This is a genomic window from Streptomyces sp. NPDC012825, from assembly GCF_042900925.1.
Taxonomy (GTDB): Bacteria; Actinomycetota; Actinomycetes; order Streptomycetales; family Streptomycetaceae; genus Streptomyces.
Genome location: NZ_JBIBBZ010000016.1, coordinates 37,654 through 52,725, shown reverse-complemented (window position 1 = coordinate 52,725; position 15,072 = coordinate 37,654). Strand labels below are relative to the sequence as shown.

Here is a 15,072-nt window from a genome sequence, read left to right as displayed (position 1 = left end):
GCTCGATGATGGCACGCTCACGGCCGCCGGAATGACGGGCAGGGCGTCCCGATGCCATCACGTGATCAGGCTGTAACCGCTCGTTCGACCAACGACAGCGCCTCTCGCGGGAGTTCCCCGCGGTGGTCGGCGGCCCCGCTGAGCCAGTGCACGCGCGGGTCGCGGCGGAACCACGAGTCCTGGCGGCGGGCGAACCTCTTGGTGGCCCGGACGGTCTCGGCGCGCGCCTCGTCCTCGGTGCACTCCCCCGCGAGCGCCGCGAGGACCTGCTGATAGCCGAGGGCGCGGGCGGCGGTGCGGCCCTCGCGCAGTCCCCGGGCCTCCAGGGCGCGCACCTCGTCGACCAGGCCGGCCTCCCACATGCGGTCCACGCGCGTGGTGATCCGTTCGTCCAGCTCGGGGCGGGCCACGTCGACGCCGATCTGGACGGTGTCGTAGACGGAGTCGGGGCCGGGGAGGTTGGCGGTGAAGGGCTTGCCGGTGATCTCGATCACTTCGAGGGCCCGGACGATGCGGCGCCCGTTGCCGGGCAGGATCGCGCGGGCGGCCTCGGGGTCGGCCCCGGCGAGCCGGGCGTGCAGGACGCCGGGGCCGCGCTCGTCGAGCTCGGCCTCCAGACGGGCCCGGACGGCGGGGTCGGTGCCGGGGAACTCCAGGGCGTCGACGGCCCCCCGTACGTAGAGGCCGGAGCCGCCGACGAGGACCGGGGTGCGGCCGGCGGCGAGCAGCCGGTCGATCTCGGCGCGGGCGAGGCGCTGGTACTCGGCGACGCTGGCGGCCTCGGTGACGTCCCAGATGTCGAGGAGGTGGTGCGGGACGCCGCCGCGCTCCTCGGGCGTCAGTTTGGCGGTCCCGATGTCCATCCCCCGGTACAGCTGCATCGAGTCGGCGTTGACGACCTCGCCGCCGAGCTGCTGGGCCAGGAACACGCCCAGATCGGACTTTCCGGCCGCCGTGGGGCCGACGACGGTGATGACCCGCGGGGCGGGAGCTGCGCTTCTCACCGCCCCAGTCTCGCAAACCTCCGGGCCCGTCCCCGAACGAGTCGCGTGACGGGTCCCGGCCGGACTCGTTGCCCCGTACGCGGCACCCGCCCGCCGGTCGTCGCGGAGATCCCTCCTCCCGAGTAGGCTGTGGAGGGATATGGGCGTTTTGTCAAGGTTTTGCCGTAGGTTTTCGCCCTGAGCGGTACACCCGGACGGACGCGGTCGCGAGTTCTTCGGAGAAGAGCGGGAACGCGGACCGTACGGAGGACGCCGAGGCGGCCGAAGGCGCGTAGGCAGGCCCCCGGGCTCTGGGGGCAGGACACGAGGACGGGCCCGCACGGGCTCGTGGAGGGAAGGTGCCCCATGGGTCTCCTGGATTCGCTGAAGGCCAAGCTCGCCCCGGCCAAGGACAAGGTCGCCGATCTGGCGCAGCAGCACGGTGGCAAGATCGACCAGGGTCTGGACAAGGCCGCGAGGGTGGTCGACGAGAGGACCAAGGGCAAGTACAGCGACAAGATCCATTCCGGTACGGGCAAGGCCAAGGAGGCCATCGACCGGATGGGCCACAAGGAGGGCGGTGCTCCCGGGACCGGCGGCACGCCCGGCGCGCCCGGGACGCCGGGCAGTGGCGGGGTGCCGGGAGCCGGCGGTGCTCCCGGGACCGGTGGCACTTCTGGTGGCGGTGGTGTGACGCCGCCGCCGGCCGCCTGACGGGTTCCCGGGAAGTCCCCGGAGGGTGACGGCGGGTGGCCCCGGAGCGAATGTGCTCCGGGGCCACCCGCCGCCGTGTCCGGGGTGCTTCGGGGGTTCTCAGGACCAGGCGGCGACGATGTACTCGACCCCGTAGGGGTCGTCCTCGTGGAGCAGTCGGCCGTCGAGTCCGGCGCCCTCGGCGGCGCCCGCGAGGACCTGCCAGGAAGCGCGGCCGGACGCCTTCAGCTCGTGCGCGAGCCGTGCGTCGAGGGCGAGCAGCGCGGGCGCGTCGGCCGCGCCCAGCGCGCGGACGGCCTCCGTGTCGAAGCCGGCGGCCCGCTCGTCGAGGTAGCCGGGGGCCTTCACGGTCCGGCAGGCGCTGCCGTCGCCCATCACGAGGAGGGCGACGCGGTCGGCGGAGGCGGCGAGCCCGCGGCCGGTCTCGGCGCAGGTCTCGGCCGGGGTGTCCTCCCCCACTCCCAGACCCTCGACGGGCGCGCCGGCCCAGCGGGCCCGGTCGAGGAGCCAGGCCCCGACGGCGAGGGGGACGGGGAGGGGACGGTCGCCGGCCGGACCGTCGCCGAGGCGTACGGAGAGGTCGACGCCGAATCCGGCGAAGGAGCCGGTGGAACCGGCCGGGAAGACGCCTGCCGCGCCCCCGGCCGCGGGCCCCACGACGTACAGCCGGTCCGGGCGGGCGGCGGCGAGCAGCCCGACGGCGTCCGCGCAGGCGGCCCGCAGGGCGTCCAGCTCGGGGGCGGCGCCGGTCGCGACCTCGGGCACGAGGAGCGGCGGACAGGGGCAGACGGCTGCGGCGACAAGCATGATCCGCACCTTACTGCGCCTCTGACCGGTGCCGTCCGGGGAGCGCGCTCCCCGGAGGAACGGTTCCCGGGGCGACCGGGGCGGGTCACGGAAGACTGCGGGCGTCCACCCGTCACCCGTCCCGTACGCCCGGGCGGCAGCCCCTGCGTACGTCGACCCTGCGCGCAGGGTCGGGTCAGTGGGTTCCGCAGGCCGGGACTTCGGCCGCCGGGAGGGGGGCCGGGACACCGATCTTGGGGAGGCCGAGGAGGACGCCCTTCGGCTTCTCGGCGGTGCGCTTCTCCCAGGCGTCGCCCGCGCGGGTGCGGCGCACCGACGCGACCGGGCCCTCGGCCAGGAGGTGGTGCGGGGCGGCGTAGGTGATCTCGACGGTCACGACGTCGCCGGGGCGCACGTCCCCGTCCGGCTTGGTGAAGTGGACGAGCCGGTTGTCGGGGGCGCGGCCCGAGAGGCGGTCCGTGGCGCCGTCCTTGCGGCCCTCGCCCTCGGCGACCATGACCTCCAGGGTGCGGCCGACCTGCTTCTTGTTCTCCTCCCAGGAGATCTCCTCCTGGAGCGCGACGAGCCGCATGTAGCGGTCCTGCACGACCTCCTTGGGGATCTGCCCCTCCATCTCGGCCGCCGGCGTCCCGGGGCGCTTGGAGTACTGGAAGGTGAAGGCGTTCGCGAAGCGGGCCTCGCGGACGGTGTGCATCGTCTGCTGGAAGTCCTCCTCGGTCTCGCCGGGGAAGCCCACGATGATGTCGGTGGAGATGGCCGCGTGCGGGATGGCCGCGCGGACCTTCTCGATGATGCCGAGGAAGCGCTCCTGCCGGTACGAGCGGCGCATCGCCCGGAGGACCGTGTCCGAGCCGGACTGGAGCGGCATGTGCAGCTGCGGCATGACGTTCGGGGTCTCGGCCATCGCCGCGATCACGTCGTCGGTGAAGTCGCGGGGGTGCGGGGAGGTGAAGCGGACCCGCTCCAGGCCCTCGATCTGCCCGCAGGCGCGCAGCAGCTTGGAGAACGCCTCGCGGTCGCCGAGGTCGGAGCCGTACGCGTTGACGTTCTGGCCGAGCAGGGTGATCTCGGAGACGCCCTCGGCGACCAGCGCCTCGATCTCGGCGAGGATGTCGCCGGGCCTGCGGTCCTCCTCCTTGCCGCGCAGGGCGGGGACGATGCAGAAGGTGCAGGTGTTGTTGCAGCCGACGGAGATCGAGACCCAGGCGGCGTAGGCGGACTCGCGCCGGGTCGGCAGCGTGGAGGGGAAGGCCTCCAGGGACTCGGCGATCTCGATCTGCGCCTCCTCCTGGACGCGGGCGCGCTCCAGGAGGACCGGCAGCTTGCCGATGTTGTGCGTGCCGAAGACCACGTCGACCCACGGGGCCTTCTTGACGATGGTGTCGCGGTCCTTCTGGGCGAGGCAGCCGCCGACGGCGATCTGCATGCCCGGACGGACGGTCTTCATCGGGGCGAGCCGGCCGAGGTTGCCGTACAGCTTGTTGTCGGCGTTCTCGCGGACCGCGCACGTGTTGAAGACGACGACGTCGGCGTCGCCGTCGGCGCCCTTGGGGGCCCGTACGTAACCCGCCTCCTCCAGCAGACCGGAGAGCCGCTCGGAGTCGTGGACGTTCATCTGACACCCGTAGGTGCGGATCTCGTAGGTCTTGGTGCCGTCAACGCTCACTGCGGGGCTCCGGTCGCTGCTGCTCGTCATGCGTCAAGGGTAGGCGGTCCGGGGCGGCCGCCGTCCCGCCTTGTCGGGCCCCGGCACTCCCCCCGCACCCCGCGGTTTTCCGCGGGGTGGTCGGGCGGGAAGCCCCGTACCGGCGCGAAGGCCGGATTCCTGGCGTGGAGGGGTGCCGGGGAGAGGGTCCCCGGGATCCCGACCGCCTCCTGGGAGTCCTGCCGTGCCGATCGCCTTCCCCGTCCACTCCACGCCCCTCCCCCTCCCCCTCGCCCTCGCCCTCGACGGGGAGCCCGCGGGTGGTTTCGCCGACTGGGCAGCCGGGCTCGTCGACACGATGGGCGGTCCGGGAGCCGGGCTCGTCATCGCCCTGGAGAACCTCTTCCCGCCGCTGCCCAGCGAGGTCGTCCTGCCCCTGACCGGCTTCGCCGCCGGCCGGGGAGTGCTGAGCCTGGCGTCGGCGCTGTTCTGGACGACGCTCGGGCCGGTGGCCGGAGCGGTGGCGCTCCACTGGATCGGGGCGCTCTTCGGCCAGGAGCGCACGCACGCGATCTGGGCGAGGCTGCCCCTGGTGAAGGCCTCGGACCTGGTCCGCACCGAGGAGTGGTTCGCCCGGCACGGCACCAAGGCCGTCCTGCTCGGCCGGATGGTGCCGATCTTCCGCAGTCTGGTCTCGGTGCCCGCGGGCGTCGAACGGATGCCGGTGCCCCGCTCCGTCGCGCTCACCACGCTCGGCAGCCTCGTCCGGAACAGCGTCCTCGTGACGGCCGGTTACTGGCTGGGTGACCGGTGGGACCTCGTGGAGGGGTACGTCGGCGTCCTGTCGAAGGCCGTCCTGGTCGTCGTCCTGCTCGCCTTCGCGGCCTACGTGGCGGTCCGGCTGCGCGGGCGCGGGGCCCGGCACCGGCGCGCCTCGTGACCCCGGCCCTCCGCCCCGGCGGTACGGCCCGTTCCTGCTCAGGCCGCGCACCCGGCCCCGCGCCCTGAGGGCCCTGACCGCCGGCGTCCGACGGCTGGCCGTCCTCGAACGGGCCCGCCGCTCCGTCTTCTTCGGCGACCGCTTCCCCGAGCGGTACGAGGCATCCGACCGGAAGGTCCTGCGGTATCTGGCGATCCGCGTCGGCGCGGGGCTGCTCTGCGCGGTGGTCGCCGGCCTGCTCGGCTTCGGCGCGTTCCTGGCCTGGCTGCCGGCCGCCGGGGTGGTCCGGGGCACCCTGTGCGCGGAGGCTACGCCGTGGACACGGACCGGCCCTGCCGCGGAGACTCCGCCGTGGACACGGACCGGTCGACGGCGAAGGCCAGTTGGGCGCGCCGGCGGATGCCGAGCTTGCGGTAGAGACGGGTGATGTGCAGCTCCACGGCCCTGGTCGACACCGTGAGGGCCTCGGCGATCTGCCTGTTGGTCAGGCCGTCGAGCATCATCGCGGCGATGCGCCGTTCGTGGGCGGTCAGCTCCGTAAGGGCGGGCGGGGGCGCGGACGCCGAGGTGTCTTCGCGGGTGCCGGGACCGCCGGTGGAACGCGCCGGCCCGGCGAGGACCGCGCGGCCCGTCACCACGTCCCATTCCCGGATCCTCGGCTCCCCGACGACCCGCGCCCGCGCGTACGGGTCGGCGCGGAGCACCCGGAGGAGCGTGCGGCGGTCGCGGACCGCGCAGATCAGGAGCTCCCCGGTGCCGTCCCGCCAGGGGCCGCCGCCGAGCAGGACGCCGCACGCGGCCATCCTTCCCCAGTAGACCCGGTGGGCTCCTTCGAGATCCCGCCGGTCCGCCTCGGCGCCGCGGAAGGCGATGTCGACCACGAAGGCCACGCGCGTCCTCCTGGTTCCGGAGTCGGGGATCAATCCGTGGGTCCGGCGGATCCGGCGGTCTGCGCGCGGGCCTCCGGGGCCGGCCGTGCGGCCGGCTCGGGTGCCTTCCCCTCCGTCGCCGGACGCGGCTCGCGCCGGAGCAGGACGGTGGCCGCGAGGACCGCCGCCGCGCCCAGCCACACGGTCGGGCCGAGCGGTTCGCGCAGCACCACTGCGCCGAGTACCACGGCCACGGCGGTCATCAGGTAGGTGACGGTGGAGGCGACCGTGGCGCCGTCCTTGACGATCAGCTCGAAGTTGAGCAGCGCGGCGAAGCCGGTGCAGACCACGCCGAGGACGAGGACCGAGACCACCGAGTCGGTGCGCCAGGTGACGTCCTGGAGGCCCAGGAACGGGAAGGCGGCCAGGAGCAGCACGGTGGCCGCGCCGAGCTGGCCGCCCGCGAGCGTCAGGGGCGGGATGCCCCGCCCCACCAGGAACCTGCCCGTGTACGCGAAGCCGGCGCCGAAGCTGATCGAGCCGAGGACGAAGCAGAGGACGCTCCAGCCGCTGCCGGCCGGGGCGGAGTTCCACGGGGAGGCGATGAGCGCGGTGCCGCCGAGGCCGAGCAGGACGCCGCCCGCCTCGGAGCCGGAGACCCGCTTCTCCCGGCCGAGCAGCAGCGCGGTGGCCAGGGTCCAGATCGGGGCGCTGCCGTTGACGACGGCGGCGACGCTGCTGGAGCCCTCGGCCTCTCCCTCGGCGTACAGGGTCCAGGGGACCGCGTTGCCGAGGAGCGCGGCCACGGTCAGATGGCCCCAGACAACCTTCTCCTTCGGCAGTCGGAGGCCCCTCGCGTATCCGATGGCGAGGAGGACCGTGGCGCCGAGCGCGAGCCGGGCCAGAACCATCTGCACGGGCGAGAAGCCGTACCCGGCGATCTTGATCCACAGGAAGACGGAGCCCCAGACGAGGCTCAGCGCGGCCAGTCGCGCGCAGGTGGCTCGGGACATGGGTGTTCCCACTCTCCGGAAGGGCTCGGCAGGGGACAGAAGGGGGAAGAGAAAGAAGGGGGCGCCGCGCGGAACGGTCCGCGGTACGGCGACGAGCCTCGCACCGGCGTCCGGGCGGGATCCAGCAACGTCTGCTGGACGGTACCTTCCACGAGCCGTGGAGGATCACGTACCGACGGGCCGGAGGCCGGTCAGGACGCCACGGCCGCCCCGGCGACGGCGCGCAGCGCGTCCAGGACCGCGGCGATCTCCGGGGAGGTCTGGCTGCCCTCGCGCACGGCCGCGAAGACCGTGCGGGAGGGGGCCCGCTCGCTGAACGCGCGGATCGTCACCTCGGGCCGCGGGGCCGGTCTGGCCGTCCGCGGGACGAGCGCGACCCCGAGGCCGAGCCGTACCGCCGCGAGGGTGGCGTCCCAGTCGCCGATGGCGTGGGAGGCCTGCGGGGTGAACCCGGCGGCCGTGCACGCGGCCACGCCGATGTCGTGGCACATGCCGGTGGTGGCGAAGATCCAGGTCTCCTCGGCGAGGTCGGCGAGGAGCAGCCGGGGGCTCCCGAGGAGCCGGTGGCCCTCGGGGAGCGCGATGTCGAAGGGGTCCTCGCAGAGCGGGATCCGGTGGAACCTTCCGTCGGAGCGGCCGTCGTCGCCCGCCGGGCCCGGGGTCCGGGCGGTGTCGGCGGAGATGACGACGTCGGTCTCGCCCCGGTGCAGCATGGAGAAGCTCTCCGGCGGGTCGACCTCGGCCAGCGAGGTGCGCAGCAGCGGCCGGGCCTCCCGCAGCCGGGCCACGGCGGGCAGGATGAACGCCGAGAGGGTGGTGGAGAAACCGGCCACGGCCACCTCGCCGTGCTCGCCGCTCCGGTGCGCGGCGAGTTCCGCGCGCATCTGCTCGATCTGGGTGAAGACGGCGTCGGCGTGCCGGAGCACGATCCGCGCCGCCCCCGTGAGCCGCAGCCGACGCCCGGACGGTTCGGTGAGCGGGACGCCCAACTCCCTTGCCAGGACGCTGAGCTGCTGCGAGACGGCCTGCGGGGTGAGGTGGAGCGCCCGGGCGGCGGCGCTGACGGTGCCGCGCTCGCTGAGCTCCCTCAGCACGCGGAGCTTCCGCAGGTCCGGATCGGCCACGTCCCGCTCCCCCTCCCGTCCCCGAGGGGCGCCCCGGCGGCCGGACGCCTCTCGCTCATCGTACGCAGCGGCTGTCCGTACGAAGTCGGCGTCTGTACGAAGTCGGCTTGCTTACGGGGCCGTTGTCCGTACGGGGCCGTTGTCCGTACGGGGCCGTTGCCCGTACGAGACGTTTGCCCGTACGGGATCGTGGTCCGTACGAGGCCGCTGCCCGTACGGGACCGGCCGTCACGTGCGGTCGGTCACCGCACCGACCCGGCGTCCACGTCGACGACCTCCTTCACCAGGGTCTCCAGAACGTCGAGGTCCCGCGCGGTGCGTCCCGGCTCGCGCCGGTCGCCCGGGTAGGTGGGGTCGAGGACGACGGCCCGCGCGCCGAGGTCCTGGAGCAGCCCGAGGTCGTCGGCGATCTGGGCCAGGGTGCCCTCGCCGAGCAGCCGTCCGGGCCCCGTCGGCCTCGGGGTGACCCGGAGTTTGACGCGGGGGCAGACGGCGGGCACCGGCAGCTCCTGCTCCTCCGCGATCCGGCGGAGCGCGGGCATTCCCACGCCGAGGAGCCAGTCGCCGGAGACGGAGGTGGGGTGCCAGGCGTCCCCGAGGCGGACGGCCCGGCGCAGCGCCCCGTTGCTGTGGCCGCCGACCCAGACCGGCGGGCCGGGCCGCTGTACGGGCAGCGGCCCGGTGCGCACCTCGCGGAAGGAGACGTGGGCGCCGTCGAAGGAGGCGACCTCGTCCCGCCAGCAGGCCTTGATGGCGGCGAGGTACTCGTCGCTGATCGCGCCGCGCTCGCGGTACGGGACGTCGAGGACGGCGAACTCCTGGGCCGCCCAGCCGGCCGCCGCGCCGAAGACGAGGCGCCCGTTGCTGAACCGGTCGATGTTGGCGGCGATCCGGGCGGTGTGCACGGGGTGCCGGTACGGGAGGATCGCGACCGTGGTCCCGAGGCCCACGGTCGCGGTGACGCCGGCGAGCCGGGCGAGGGTCGCGAAGGGGTCGTAGAACGGGGCGGGGAAGAGGTGCTGCACGTCCGGGGTGAGCGCCACGTGGTCGGAGACCATGACGTAGTCGTACCCCAGCGCCTCCACCCGCAGCGCCCCGTCGGCGAGGGCGTCGGGGGTGGCCCCGGGCCCGTAGTCGGGCAGGTTGACGCCGAACTTCACGGGGTGGTCCTTTCCCGGGGCCCGGCCGCGACCGCGCGGGCGCCCCGGCGGCCGTACGGAACGGTCCTCGTACGAGGGGGTCCTCGGGACGCTATCGACCGGCCGACCCGGCCGGGGCCCACAGCGCGGAAGAGGGTTCGGGATCCCGAAGCCCCGCGTCCCCGGGCCGGGGCCCGTTCGCCGTCGCCGCGCCCCGATCCGGACCGGGGCAGTACGCCGCCTCACCGCCGTGGCGGGGTGAGGCGGGACGGGGACGGACGGGAGCGGTGCGTTCGGAGGGGACGCCAGGGGCGGACAGGGGACTGTCCTCAAGATCACCGAACGCCTTCCGACGCTAACCGCCGGGGCACCGCCGTCCCGGCAGGACACACGGCGCGGCCCGCGCCGCCGGGAGCGCTCACCGCTTCGGCGGAGCGCACTCCGACCCGGGGGCGCGGGGCGGCCCCGGTGGCCCCCGGCTGCCCCCCTGGTCATCCCCGGCCGCCCCGGCTGCCCGCTGGTCGTCCCCGGCCATCCCCAGCCGCCTCCGGCCGTCTCCGGCCGTGCCTGGCCAGGAGCGGCGGTGGGCTGGCAGGATCGGCCCCATGTTCGCCTCCCTCTCCCGCGCCGCCCGCCGCCGTCTCCTGACGGCCACGGCCGCGCTGCTCGCGCTGTGCGGGACGCTGGTGTGGTGGCTCGCCCCCTTCGGCTCCCCCGCCCCCAGCGGCTCGGTCACCTTCAGCACGGGCGTCCCCACCGGGGTGTACCAGCGGTACGGGAACCTCCTCAAGCACGCCCTGGCCCAGGACCTGCCCGAGGTGTCGATAGCGCTCACGGACAGCGAGGGTTCCCAGCAGAACCTGGCCCGGGTGGCGTCGGGCGAGGCGGACTTCACCATCGCCACGGCCGACGCGGTGGCCCAGTACCAGCGCGACCGCAGGCCCGGGTTCGAGCGGCTGCGCGGTTGCGCCCGGTTGTACGACGACTACGTACAGCTCGTGGTCCGCAAGGGGTCGTCGCTGCAGAGGGTGGAGGACCTGAGGGGGCTGCGGGTCGGCGTGGGCCAGGACGGGTCGGGTGTGCGGCTGATAGCGGACCGGGTCCTCGCGGCGGCGGGCCTGGCGCCCGTCCGGGACGTCCGGGCGGTCCCGGCGGGCATCGACACGATGCCGAAGCTTCTGGAGCGCGGTGAGCTGGACGCCTTCTTCTGGTCGGGCGGGCTGCCCACCGAGGCGGTGCAGAAGCTGTCCGCGCGCGCCCCGGTCCGGCTGATCCCGCTGGACGCGGAGCTGGTCGACCAGCTGCACGACGTCGGCGGTTCGACCCGCCACTACCGTTCGGCGGTGATCCCGGCCGACGCGTACGCGAAGGCGCAGGACGGGCAGCAGGTCGAGACGCTGGCCGTGGCGAACCTCCTGGTCACCACGGAGGACGCCGACGCGGACCTGGTGGAGGGCTTCACCCGTACGGTGATCAGGAGCAGGGACGGCATCGGCCGCCAGGTCCACCCGGCCCAGTTGGTGGACCTGCGCACGGCCGTCTACACGGACCCCCTGGAGCTCCACGAGGGCGCCCGCCGCTACTACCGCTCGGTGAAGCCCTGACCCTGCCGCTCCGCGGGGGCGTGCCGGGGGACGGTGACCGTCACCCGCAGGCCGTGCGGCGCGTTCGGGGCGAAGGCCACTCCGCCGCCGCCCGCCGTCAGCAGGATGCGGGCGATGGAGAGGCCGAGACCCGAGCCCTTGACGTTCTGGTGCCGGCCCGAGCGCCAGAAGCGGTCCCCGACCCGGCCGAGCTCCTCCTCCGTGAGGCCGGGCCCGTGGTCGGCGACGACGACGGCGACGCTCGTCCGGTCCGGGACGACCGCCACCGTGACCTCCTCCCCGGCCGGAGTGAACTTCAGGGCGTTGTCGATCACCGCGTCGAGGGCGCTGGAGAGGGCCACCGGGTCCGCCCAGGCCGTCACCGCACCGCACTCCCCCGCCAGGACGACCCCCTTGTCCTCGGCGACCGGCCGCCAGGAGGCGACCCGCTCGGCGGTGAGCGCGCCGATGTCGGTGAGCCTCGGCTCGGCCGCCGCGTGCTCGGCGAGCGCCAGGTCGAGGAGGTCGTCGAGGACCCGGGCGAGGCGCTTGCCCTCGGTCCGTACGGAGGCGATCTCCTCGTTCCCCTCGGGCAGCTCCAGGGCGAGCAGCTCGATCCGCAGGAGGAGCGCGGCGAGCGGGTTGCGCAGCTGGTGGGAGGCGTCGGCGACGAAGGCCCGCTGCTGTTCGAGGGCCTCCTCGACGTTGTCGGCCATCTCGTTGAAGGAGAGCGCGAGGCGCCGCAGCTCGGGCGGCCCTCCGGTGGCGGCGACCCGGGAGTTCATCCGGCCGGTGGCGATGTCGTGGGTGACGGCGTCGAGGACGCGGACCGGCCGCAGCACCCAGCCGGTGAGCCGGAAGGCCGCGCCGACGGCGAGCAGCATGGCGGCGGACTCGCCCGCGAAGATCAGCAGCCAGCCGTGCAGGATGCGGGAGCGAAGCTGGCCGGTGGGCGAGTCGGTGACGACGACGGCGACGACGTCGCCGTCCCGGACGACCGGGGAGGCGATGGTGAGCCGCGCGCCGCGCTGCCAGGGCCACACCTGGGGCGGGTCGTGGCTGCGGCGCCCGAGCAGCGCCTCGTTGAACGCGCGCCGGCCCTCCCCGTCGTACGGGACGACCAAGTCCTCGGGGGCGGCGGCCATGGCGCGGTTGTCGCGGTAGAAGATTCCGGCCCGGATGCCGTACACGTCGTGGTAGCTGGCGAGTTCGCCGCCGAGCGTGGCGCCCCGCTCGTCGGTGCCGAAGCTGCGCTCCTCGACGAACTGGGCGAGGGCGGCGAAGCGCGCGGCGTCGTCGAGGCGGTCGACGACGACCCGCTGCTGTTCGGAGGCGGCGAGGCTGGCGGCGAGCGGGAAGCCCAGGGCGAGCAGCACGCCGGCCATGAGGACGATGAGCAGCGGGAGGAGTCGGGTGCGCACGGAGGAACCGCCGGGGGTTACGCGGCGGGGGCGACCAGGCGGTAGCCGACGCCCCGCACGGTCTCGATCAGGGCGGGCATCCGCAGCTTGGAGCGCAGGGAGGCCACGTGCACCTCCAGGGTGCGGCCGGTCCCCTCCCAACTGGTGTGCCAGACCTCGCTGATGATCTGCTCGCGGCGGAAGACGACGCCGGGCCGCTGGGCGAGGAGGGCGAGGAGGTCGAACTCCTTGCGGGTCAGCTGGACGCCCTCGCCCCCGACGCTGACCCGGCGGGTGGGCAGCTCGATGGTGACGGAGCCGAGGTGCAGCAGGGTCCCGTCGGCGGTCCCGGCGGCCGTGCCGGTCTCCTCGGGTCCGGTGCTGCGCCGGCTGACGGCGTGGATGCGGGCGAGGAGCTCGCCGGGGTCGTAGGGCTTGACGACGTAGTCGTCGGCGCCGAGGTTGAGCCCGTGGATCCGGGAGCGCACGTCCCCGCGCGCGGTCACCATGATCACCGGGGTGGTGGTGAGCTTCCGGATGCGGCCGCAGACCTGGTAGCCGTCCTGGTCGGGCAGGCCGAGGTCGAGCAGGATCACCCCGTACGAGGGGCGCTCGCCGTGCGCGGTGGGCAGGACGGCCTGGAGCGCCTCCTCGCCGTTGCGGGCGTGGGTGACGGCGAAGCCGTGCTTCGCGAGGATCGCGGAGAGGGCGGCGGCGACGTGGTCGTCGTCCTCCACGAGCAGCAGTCGCATGCGTACCTCCTCCGTGATCTTCCGCGGGGTTCTTCCGTGCTCTTCGCGCCGGTCTCCGCGCCGGTCCCGGTGTCGCTCGCGCCGGATGCCGGGTCTCTGTGTACCAGGTGGTACCGGAGCATGAACACCGAACACCGGCGTCACAGTCAAGTGTCCCCCCGTCACGTGGGCGTTTCCGTGATGCACCCGGTACGGCGGACGGTGTCGACTTCACGCGGTGTGTCCGGTTGCGGCCGGATCGTTATCCTCAATTTCCGCTCAGATGTGATGACGCCCGTCACATCGGCTCTCTAGTGTCCTCCCCAACCGAGGAGGACGGAGCAAGAGGCCGATGAGCGGAGAGTCAGTGTCCAAGGGTCCGAAGGACACCGTGCGCGCCGCGGACGACCTGGTCGTACTGTCCGGAGTGAACAAGCACTTCGGCGCACTGCATGTCCTCCAGGACATCGATCTGACGATCGGCCGCGGCGAGGTCGTGGTCGTCATCGGACCGTCGGGGTCCGGCAAGTCGACGCTGTGCCGCACGATCAACCGGCTGGAGAGCATCGACTCCGGCACCATCACCATCGACGGCAGGCCGCTGCCGGAGGAGGGCAAGGAGCTCGCCCGGCTGCGGTCCGACGTCGGCATGGTCTTCCAGTCGTTCAACCTGTTCTCGCACAAGACGGTGCTCGAGAACGTGATGCTGGGGCAGATCAAGGTCCGCAGGACGGAGAAGAAGGCCGCCGAGGCGAAGGCCCGCGCGCTGCTCGACCGGGTGGGCGTGGGCACGCAGGCGGACAAGTACCCGGCCCAGCTCTCCGGCGGTCAGCAGCAGCGCGTGGCGATCGCCCGCGCGCTCGCGATGGGCCCGAAGGTGATGCTCTTCGACGAGCCGACCTCGGCCCTCGACCCCGAGATGATCAACGAGGTCCTGGAGGTCATGCAGCAGCTGGCCCAGGAGGGCATGACGATGGTGGTCGTCACCCACGAGATGGGCTTCGCGCGCTCCGCCGCCAACCGGGTCGTCTTCATGGCGGACGGGAAGATCGTCGAACAGGCCTCCCCCGAGGAGTTCTTCAGCAACCCGCGCAGCGACCGCGCCAAGGACTTCCTCTCCAAGATCCTTCACCACTGAGCGAGTTCGGATTTACTCTTCCCAACTCACGCCTAGCAAGGGACTTTCCTCGATGAAGCTTCGCAACGCCGCCGCCGCGGCCGTCGTCCTGCTCGCGCTGACCGCGACGGCCTGTGGTGGCGGGTCCGACTCCGGGAGCAACGGCGACAAGATCACCGTCGGCATCAAGTTCGACCAGCCCGGCCTGGGCCTGAAGACCCCGGACGGCAAGTACGCCGGCTTCGACGTCGACGTCGCCCGTTACGTGGCCAAGGAGCTCGGCTACGCCGAGGACAAGATCAACTTCAAGCAGGCGCCGAGCGCCGAGCGCGAGAACCTGATCAAGAACGGCGACGTGAAGTTCGTCGTCGCCAGCTACTCGATCAACGACAAGCGCAAGAAGGAGGTCGACTTCGCCGGTCCGTACTTCCTGGCCCACCAGGACCTGCTCGTGCGCGCCGACGACACCTCGATCACCAAGGTCGAGGACCTCAACTCCAAGAAGCTCTGTTCGGTCACCGGCTCGACGTCCGCGCAGAACGTCCGCGACAAGCTCGCCCCCAAGGCCGATCTGCGTCAGCTCGGCGGTTACTCCGAGTGCCTGACCGGCCTGGAGAACAAGCGCGTCGACGCCCTCACCACCGACGACTCCATCCTCGCGGGCTACGCCGCGCAGAAGGAGAACCAGGGCAAGTTCAAGCTGGTCGGTCTGCGGATGAGCGACGAGAACTACGGCATCGGCCTCAAGAAGGGCGACGACGAGCTGCGCGGCAAGATCAACAAGGCGCTGGAGAAGATGATCTCCGACGGCACCTGGAAGAAGCTCGTCGAGACGCACTTCGGCCCCTCCGGCTACAAGTCCGAGCCCGCGCCCAAGGTCGAGGGCTGATCGACCCCGTCTCCGGCGTGACGTCCGCCCCGCACGAGGGCGGCCGTCACGCCGGCACCGGCCGCCGTCCACACGGCGGCCTCCACACCGACCGACCACCAGGGGAGAGCGCGGGGCA

14 protein-coding genes are annotated in these 15,072 nt (G+C 73.3%); 5 read left to right on the top strand and 9 right to left on the bottom strand.

Features of this window, described 5'->3' with window-relative positions; all coding sequences use genetic code 11:
• Positions 1-65: 65 nt before the first annotated feature.
• A complete protein-coding gene (miaA, locus tag ACFY7E_RS26325) occupies positions 66-1,004 on the bottom strand; it encodes a tRNA (adenosine(37)-N6)-dimethylallyltransferase MiaA (RefSeq protein WP_389488892.1) in 939 nt (312 codons plus the stop codon).
• A 345-nt stretch (positions 1,005-1,349) separates the two neighbouring features.
• Here miaA and ACFY7E_RS26320 point away from each other — a divergent pair, with 345 nt between their 5' ends.
• The gene (locus tag ACFY7E_RS26320) at positions 1,350-1,697 is read left to right on the top strand and encodes an antitoxin (RefSeq protein ID WP_389488890.1); all 348 of its coding nucleotides are present in this window, start codon (positions 1,350-1,352) and stop codon (positions 1,695-1,697) included.
• 99 nt (positions 1,698-1,796) lie between these two features.
• Here ACFY7E_RS26320 and ACFY7E_RS26315 read toward each other — a convergent pair whose 3' ends face one another.
• Both ACFY7E_RS26315 and miaB read right to left on the bottom strand, forming a co-directional pair.
• Positions 1,797-2,504, bottom strand: coding sequence for a class III extradiol dioxygenase subunit B-like domain-containing protein (locus ACFY7E_RS26315; RefSeq protein WP_389488888.1), 708 nt, complete (start codon positions 2,502-2,504; stop codon positions 1,797-1,799).
• Between the two features lie 175 nt (positions 2,505-2,679).
• On the bottom strand, positions 2,680-4,200 hold the full coding sequence (miaB, locus tag ACFY7E_RS26310; RefSeq protein WP_383447032.1) for a tRNA (N6-isopentenyl adenosine(37)-C2)-methylthiotransferase MiaB: 1,521 nt from the start codon (positions 4,198-4,200) through the stop codon (positions 2,680-2,682).
• A 199-nt stretch (positions 4,201-4,399) separates the two neighbouring features.
• Between miaB and ACFY7E_RS26305 the strand changes: the two genes are divergently transcribed.
• Complete coding sequence (locus ACFY7E_RS26305) at positions 4,400-5,089, top strand: DedA family protein (RefSeq protein ID WP_389489005.1); 690 nt, start codon at positions 4,400-4,402, stop codon at positions 5,087-5,089.
• A gap of 308 nt (positions 5,090-5,397) precedes the next feature.
• Here ACFY7E_RS26305 and ACFY7E_RS26300 read toward each other — a convergent pair whose 3' ends face one another.
• The 4 genes from ACFY7E_RS26300 to ACFY7E_RS26285 all read right to left on the bottom strand — a co-directional run bounded on the left by ACFY7E_RS26300 (position 5,398) and on the right by ACFY7E_RS26285 (position 9,255).
• Complete coding sequence (locus tag ACFY7E_RS26300) at positions 5,398-5,979, bottom strand: LuxR C-terminal-related transcriptional regulator (RefSeq protein ID WP_389488886.1); 582 nt, start codon at positions 5,977-5,979, stop codon at positions 5,398-5,400.
• Between the two features lie 29 nt (positions 5,980-6,008).
• Positions 6,009-6,971 carry a DMT family transporter gene (locus ACFY7E_RS26295; RefSeq protein WP_389488884.1) on the bottom strand — a complete coding sequence of 321 codons (963 nt, stop codon included), beginning with the start codon at positions 6,969-6,971 and terminating at the stop codon, positions 6,009-6,011.
• Between the two features lie 191 nt (positions 6,972-7,162).
• On the bottom strand, positions 7,163-8,095 hold the full coding sequence (locus ACFY7E_RS26290) for a LysR family transcriptional regulator (RefSeq protein WP_389488881.1): 933 nt from the start codon (positions 8,093-8,095) through the stop codon (positions 7,163-7,165).
• Positions 8,096-8,337: 242 nt separating this feature from the next.
• On the bottom strand, positions 8,338-9,255 hold the full coding sequence (locus ACFY7E_RS26285) for a TIGR03619 family F420-dependent LLM class oxidoreductase (protein WP_389488880.1): 918 nt from the start codon (positions 9,253-9,255) through the stop codon (positions 8,338-8,340).
• 584 nt (positions 9,256-9,839) lie between these two features.
• Here ACFY7E_RS26285 and ACFY7E_RS26280 point away from each other — a divergent pair.
• A complete protein-coding gene (locus ACFY7E_RS26280; RefSeq protein WP_389488877.1) occupies positions 9,840-10,838 on the top strand; it encodes a TAXI family TRAP transporter solute-binding subunit in 999 nt (332 codons plus the stop codon).
• On the opposite strand, the gene ACFY7E_RS26275 is transcribed toward ACFY7E_RS26280, so the two are convergent.
• Positions 10,817-12,238, bottom strand: a complete 1,422-nt coding sequence (locus tag ACFY7E_RS26275) for an ATP-binding protein (RefSeq protein ID WP_389488875.1) — start codon at positions 12,236-12,238, stop codon at positions 10,817-10,819. The two genes, ACFY7E_RS26280 and ACFY7E_RS26275, sit on opposite strands and share 22 nt — an antisense overlap.
• Before the next feature lie 17 nt (positions 12,239-12,255).
• The gene (locus tag ACFY7E_RS26270) at positions 12,256-12,969 is read right to left on the bottom strand and encodes a response regulator transcription factor (protein WP_383447758.1); all 714 of its coding nucleotides are present in this window, start codon (positions 12,967-12,969) and stop codon (positions 12,256-12,258) included.
• 331 nt (positions 12,970-13,300) lie between these two features.
• Between ACFY7E_RS26270 and ACFY7E_RS26265 the strand changes: the two genes are divergently transcribed.
• Both ACFY7E_RS26265 and ACFY7E_RS26260 read left to right on the top strand, forming a co-directional pair.
• Complete coding sequence (locus ACFY7E_RS26265; RefSeq protein WP_383447761.1) at positions 13,301-14,086, top strand: amino acid ABC transporter ATP-binding protein; 786 nt, start codon at positions 13,301-13,303, stop codon at positions 14,084-14,086.
• A gap of 52 nt (positions 14,087-14,138) precedes the next feature.
• The gene (locus tag ACFY7E_RS26260; protein WP_389488871.1) at positions 14,139-14,954 is read left to right on the top strand and encodes a glutamate ABC transporter substrate-binding protein; all 816 of its coding nucleotides are present in this window, start codon (positions 14,139-14,141) and stop codon (positions 14,952-14,954) included.
• The last annotated feature ends 118 nt before the right edge of the window (positions 14,955-15,072 follow it).

Excerpts from the sequence above, each read along its gene's own strand:
- ACFY7E_RS26320 (WP_389488890.1), top strand. The coding sequence starts at position 1,350 with ATGGGTCTCCTGGATTCGCTGAAGGCCAAGCTCGCCCCGGCCAAGGAC.
- ACFY7E_RS26315 (WP_389488888.1), bottom strand. The coding sequence starts at position 2,504 with ATGCTTGTCGCCGCAGCCGTCTGCCCCTGTCCGCCGCTCCTCGTGCCC.
- miaB (WP_383447032.1), bottom strand. The coding sequence starts at position 4,200 with ATGACGAGCAGCAGCGACCGGAGCCCCGCAGTGAGCGTTGACGGCACC.
- ACFY7E_RS26295 (WP_389488884.1), bottom strand. The coding sequence starts at position 6,971 with ATGTCCCGAGCCACCTGCGCGCGACTGGCCGCGCTGAGCCTCGTCTGG.
- ACFY7E_RS26280 (WP_389488877.1), top strand. The coding sequence starts at position 9,840 with ATGTTCGCCTCCCTCTCCCGCGCCGCCCGCCGCCGTCTCCTGACGGCC.
- ACFY7E_RS26270 (WP_383447758.1), bottom strand. The coding sequence starts at position 12,969 with ATGCGACTGCTGCTCGTGGAGGACGACGACCACGTCGCCGCCGCCCTC.
- ACFY7E_RS26265 (WP_383447761.1), top strand. The coding sequence starts at position 13,301 with ATGAGCGGAGAGTCAGTGTCCAAGGGTCCGAAGGACACCGTGCGCGCC.
- ACFY7E_RS26260 (WP_389488871.1), top strand. The coding sequence starts at position 14,139 with ATGAAGCTTCGCAACGCCGCCGCCGCGGCCGTCGTCCTGCTCGCGCTG.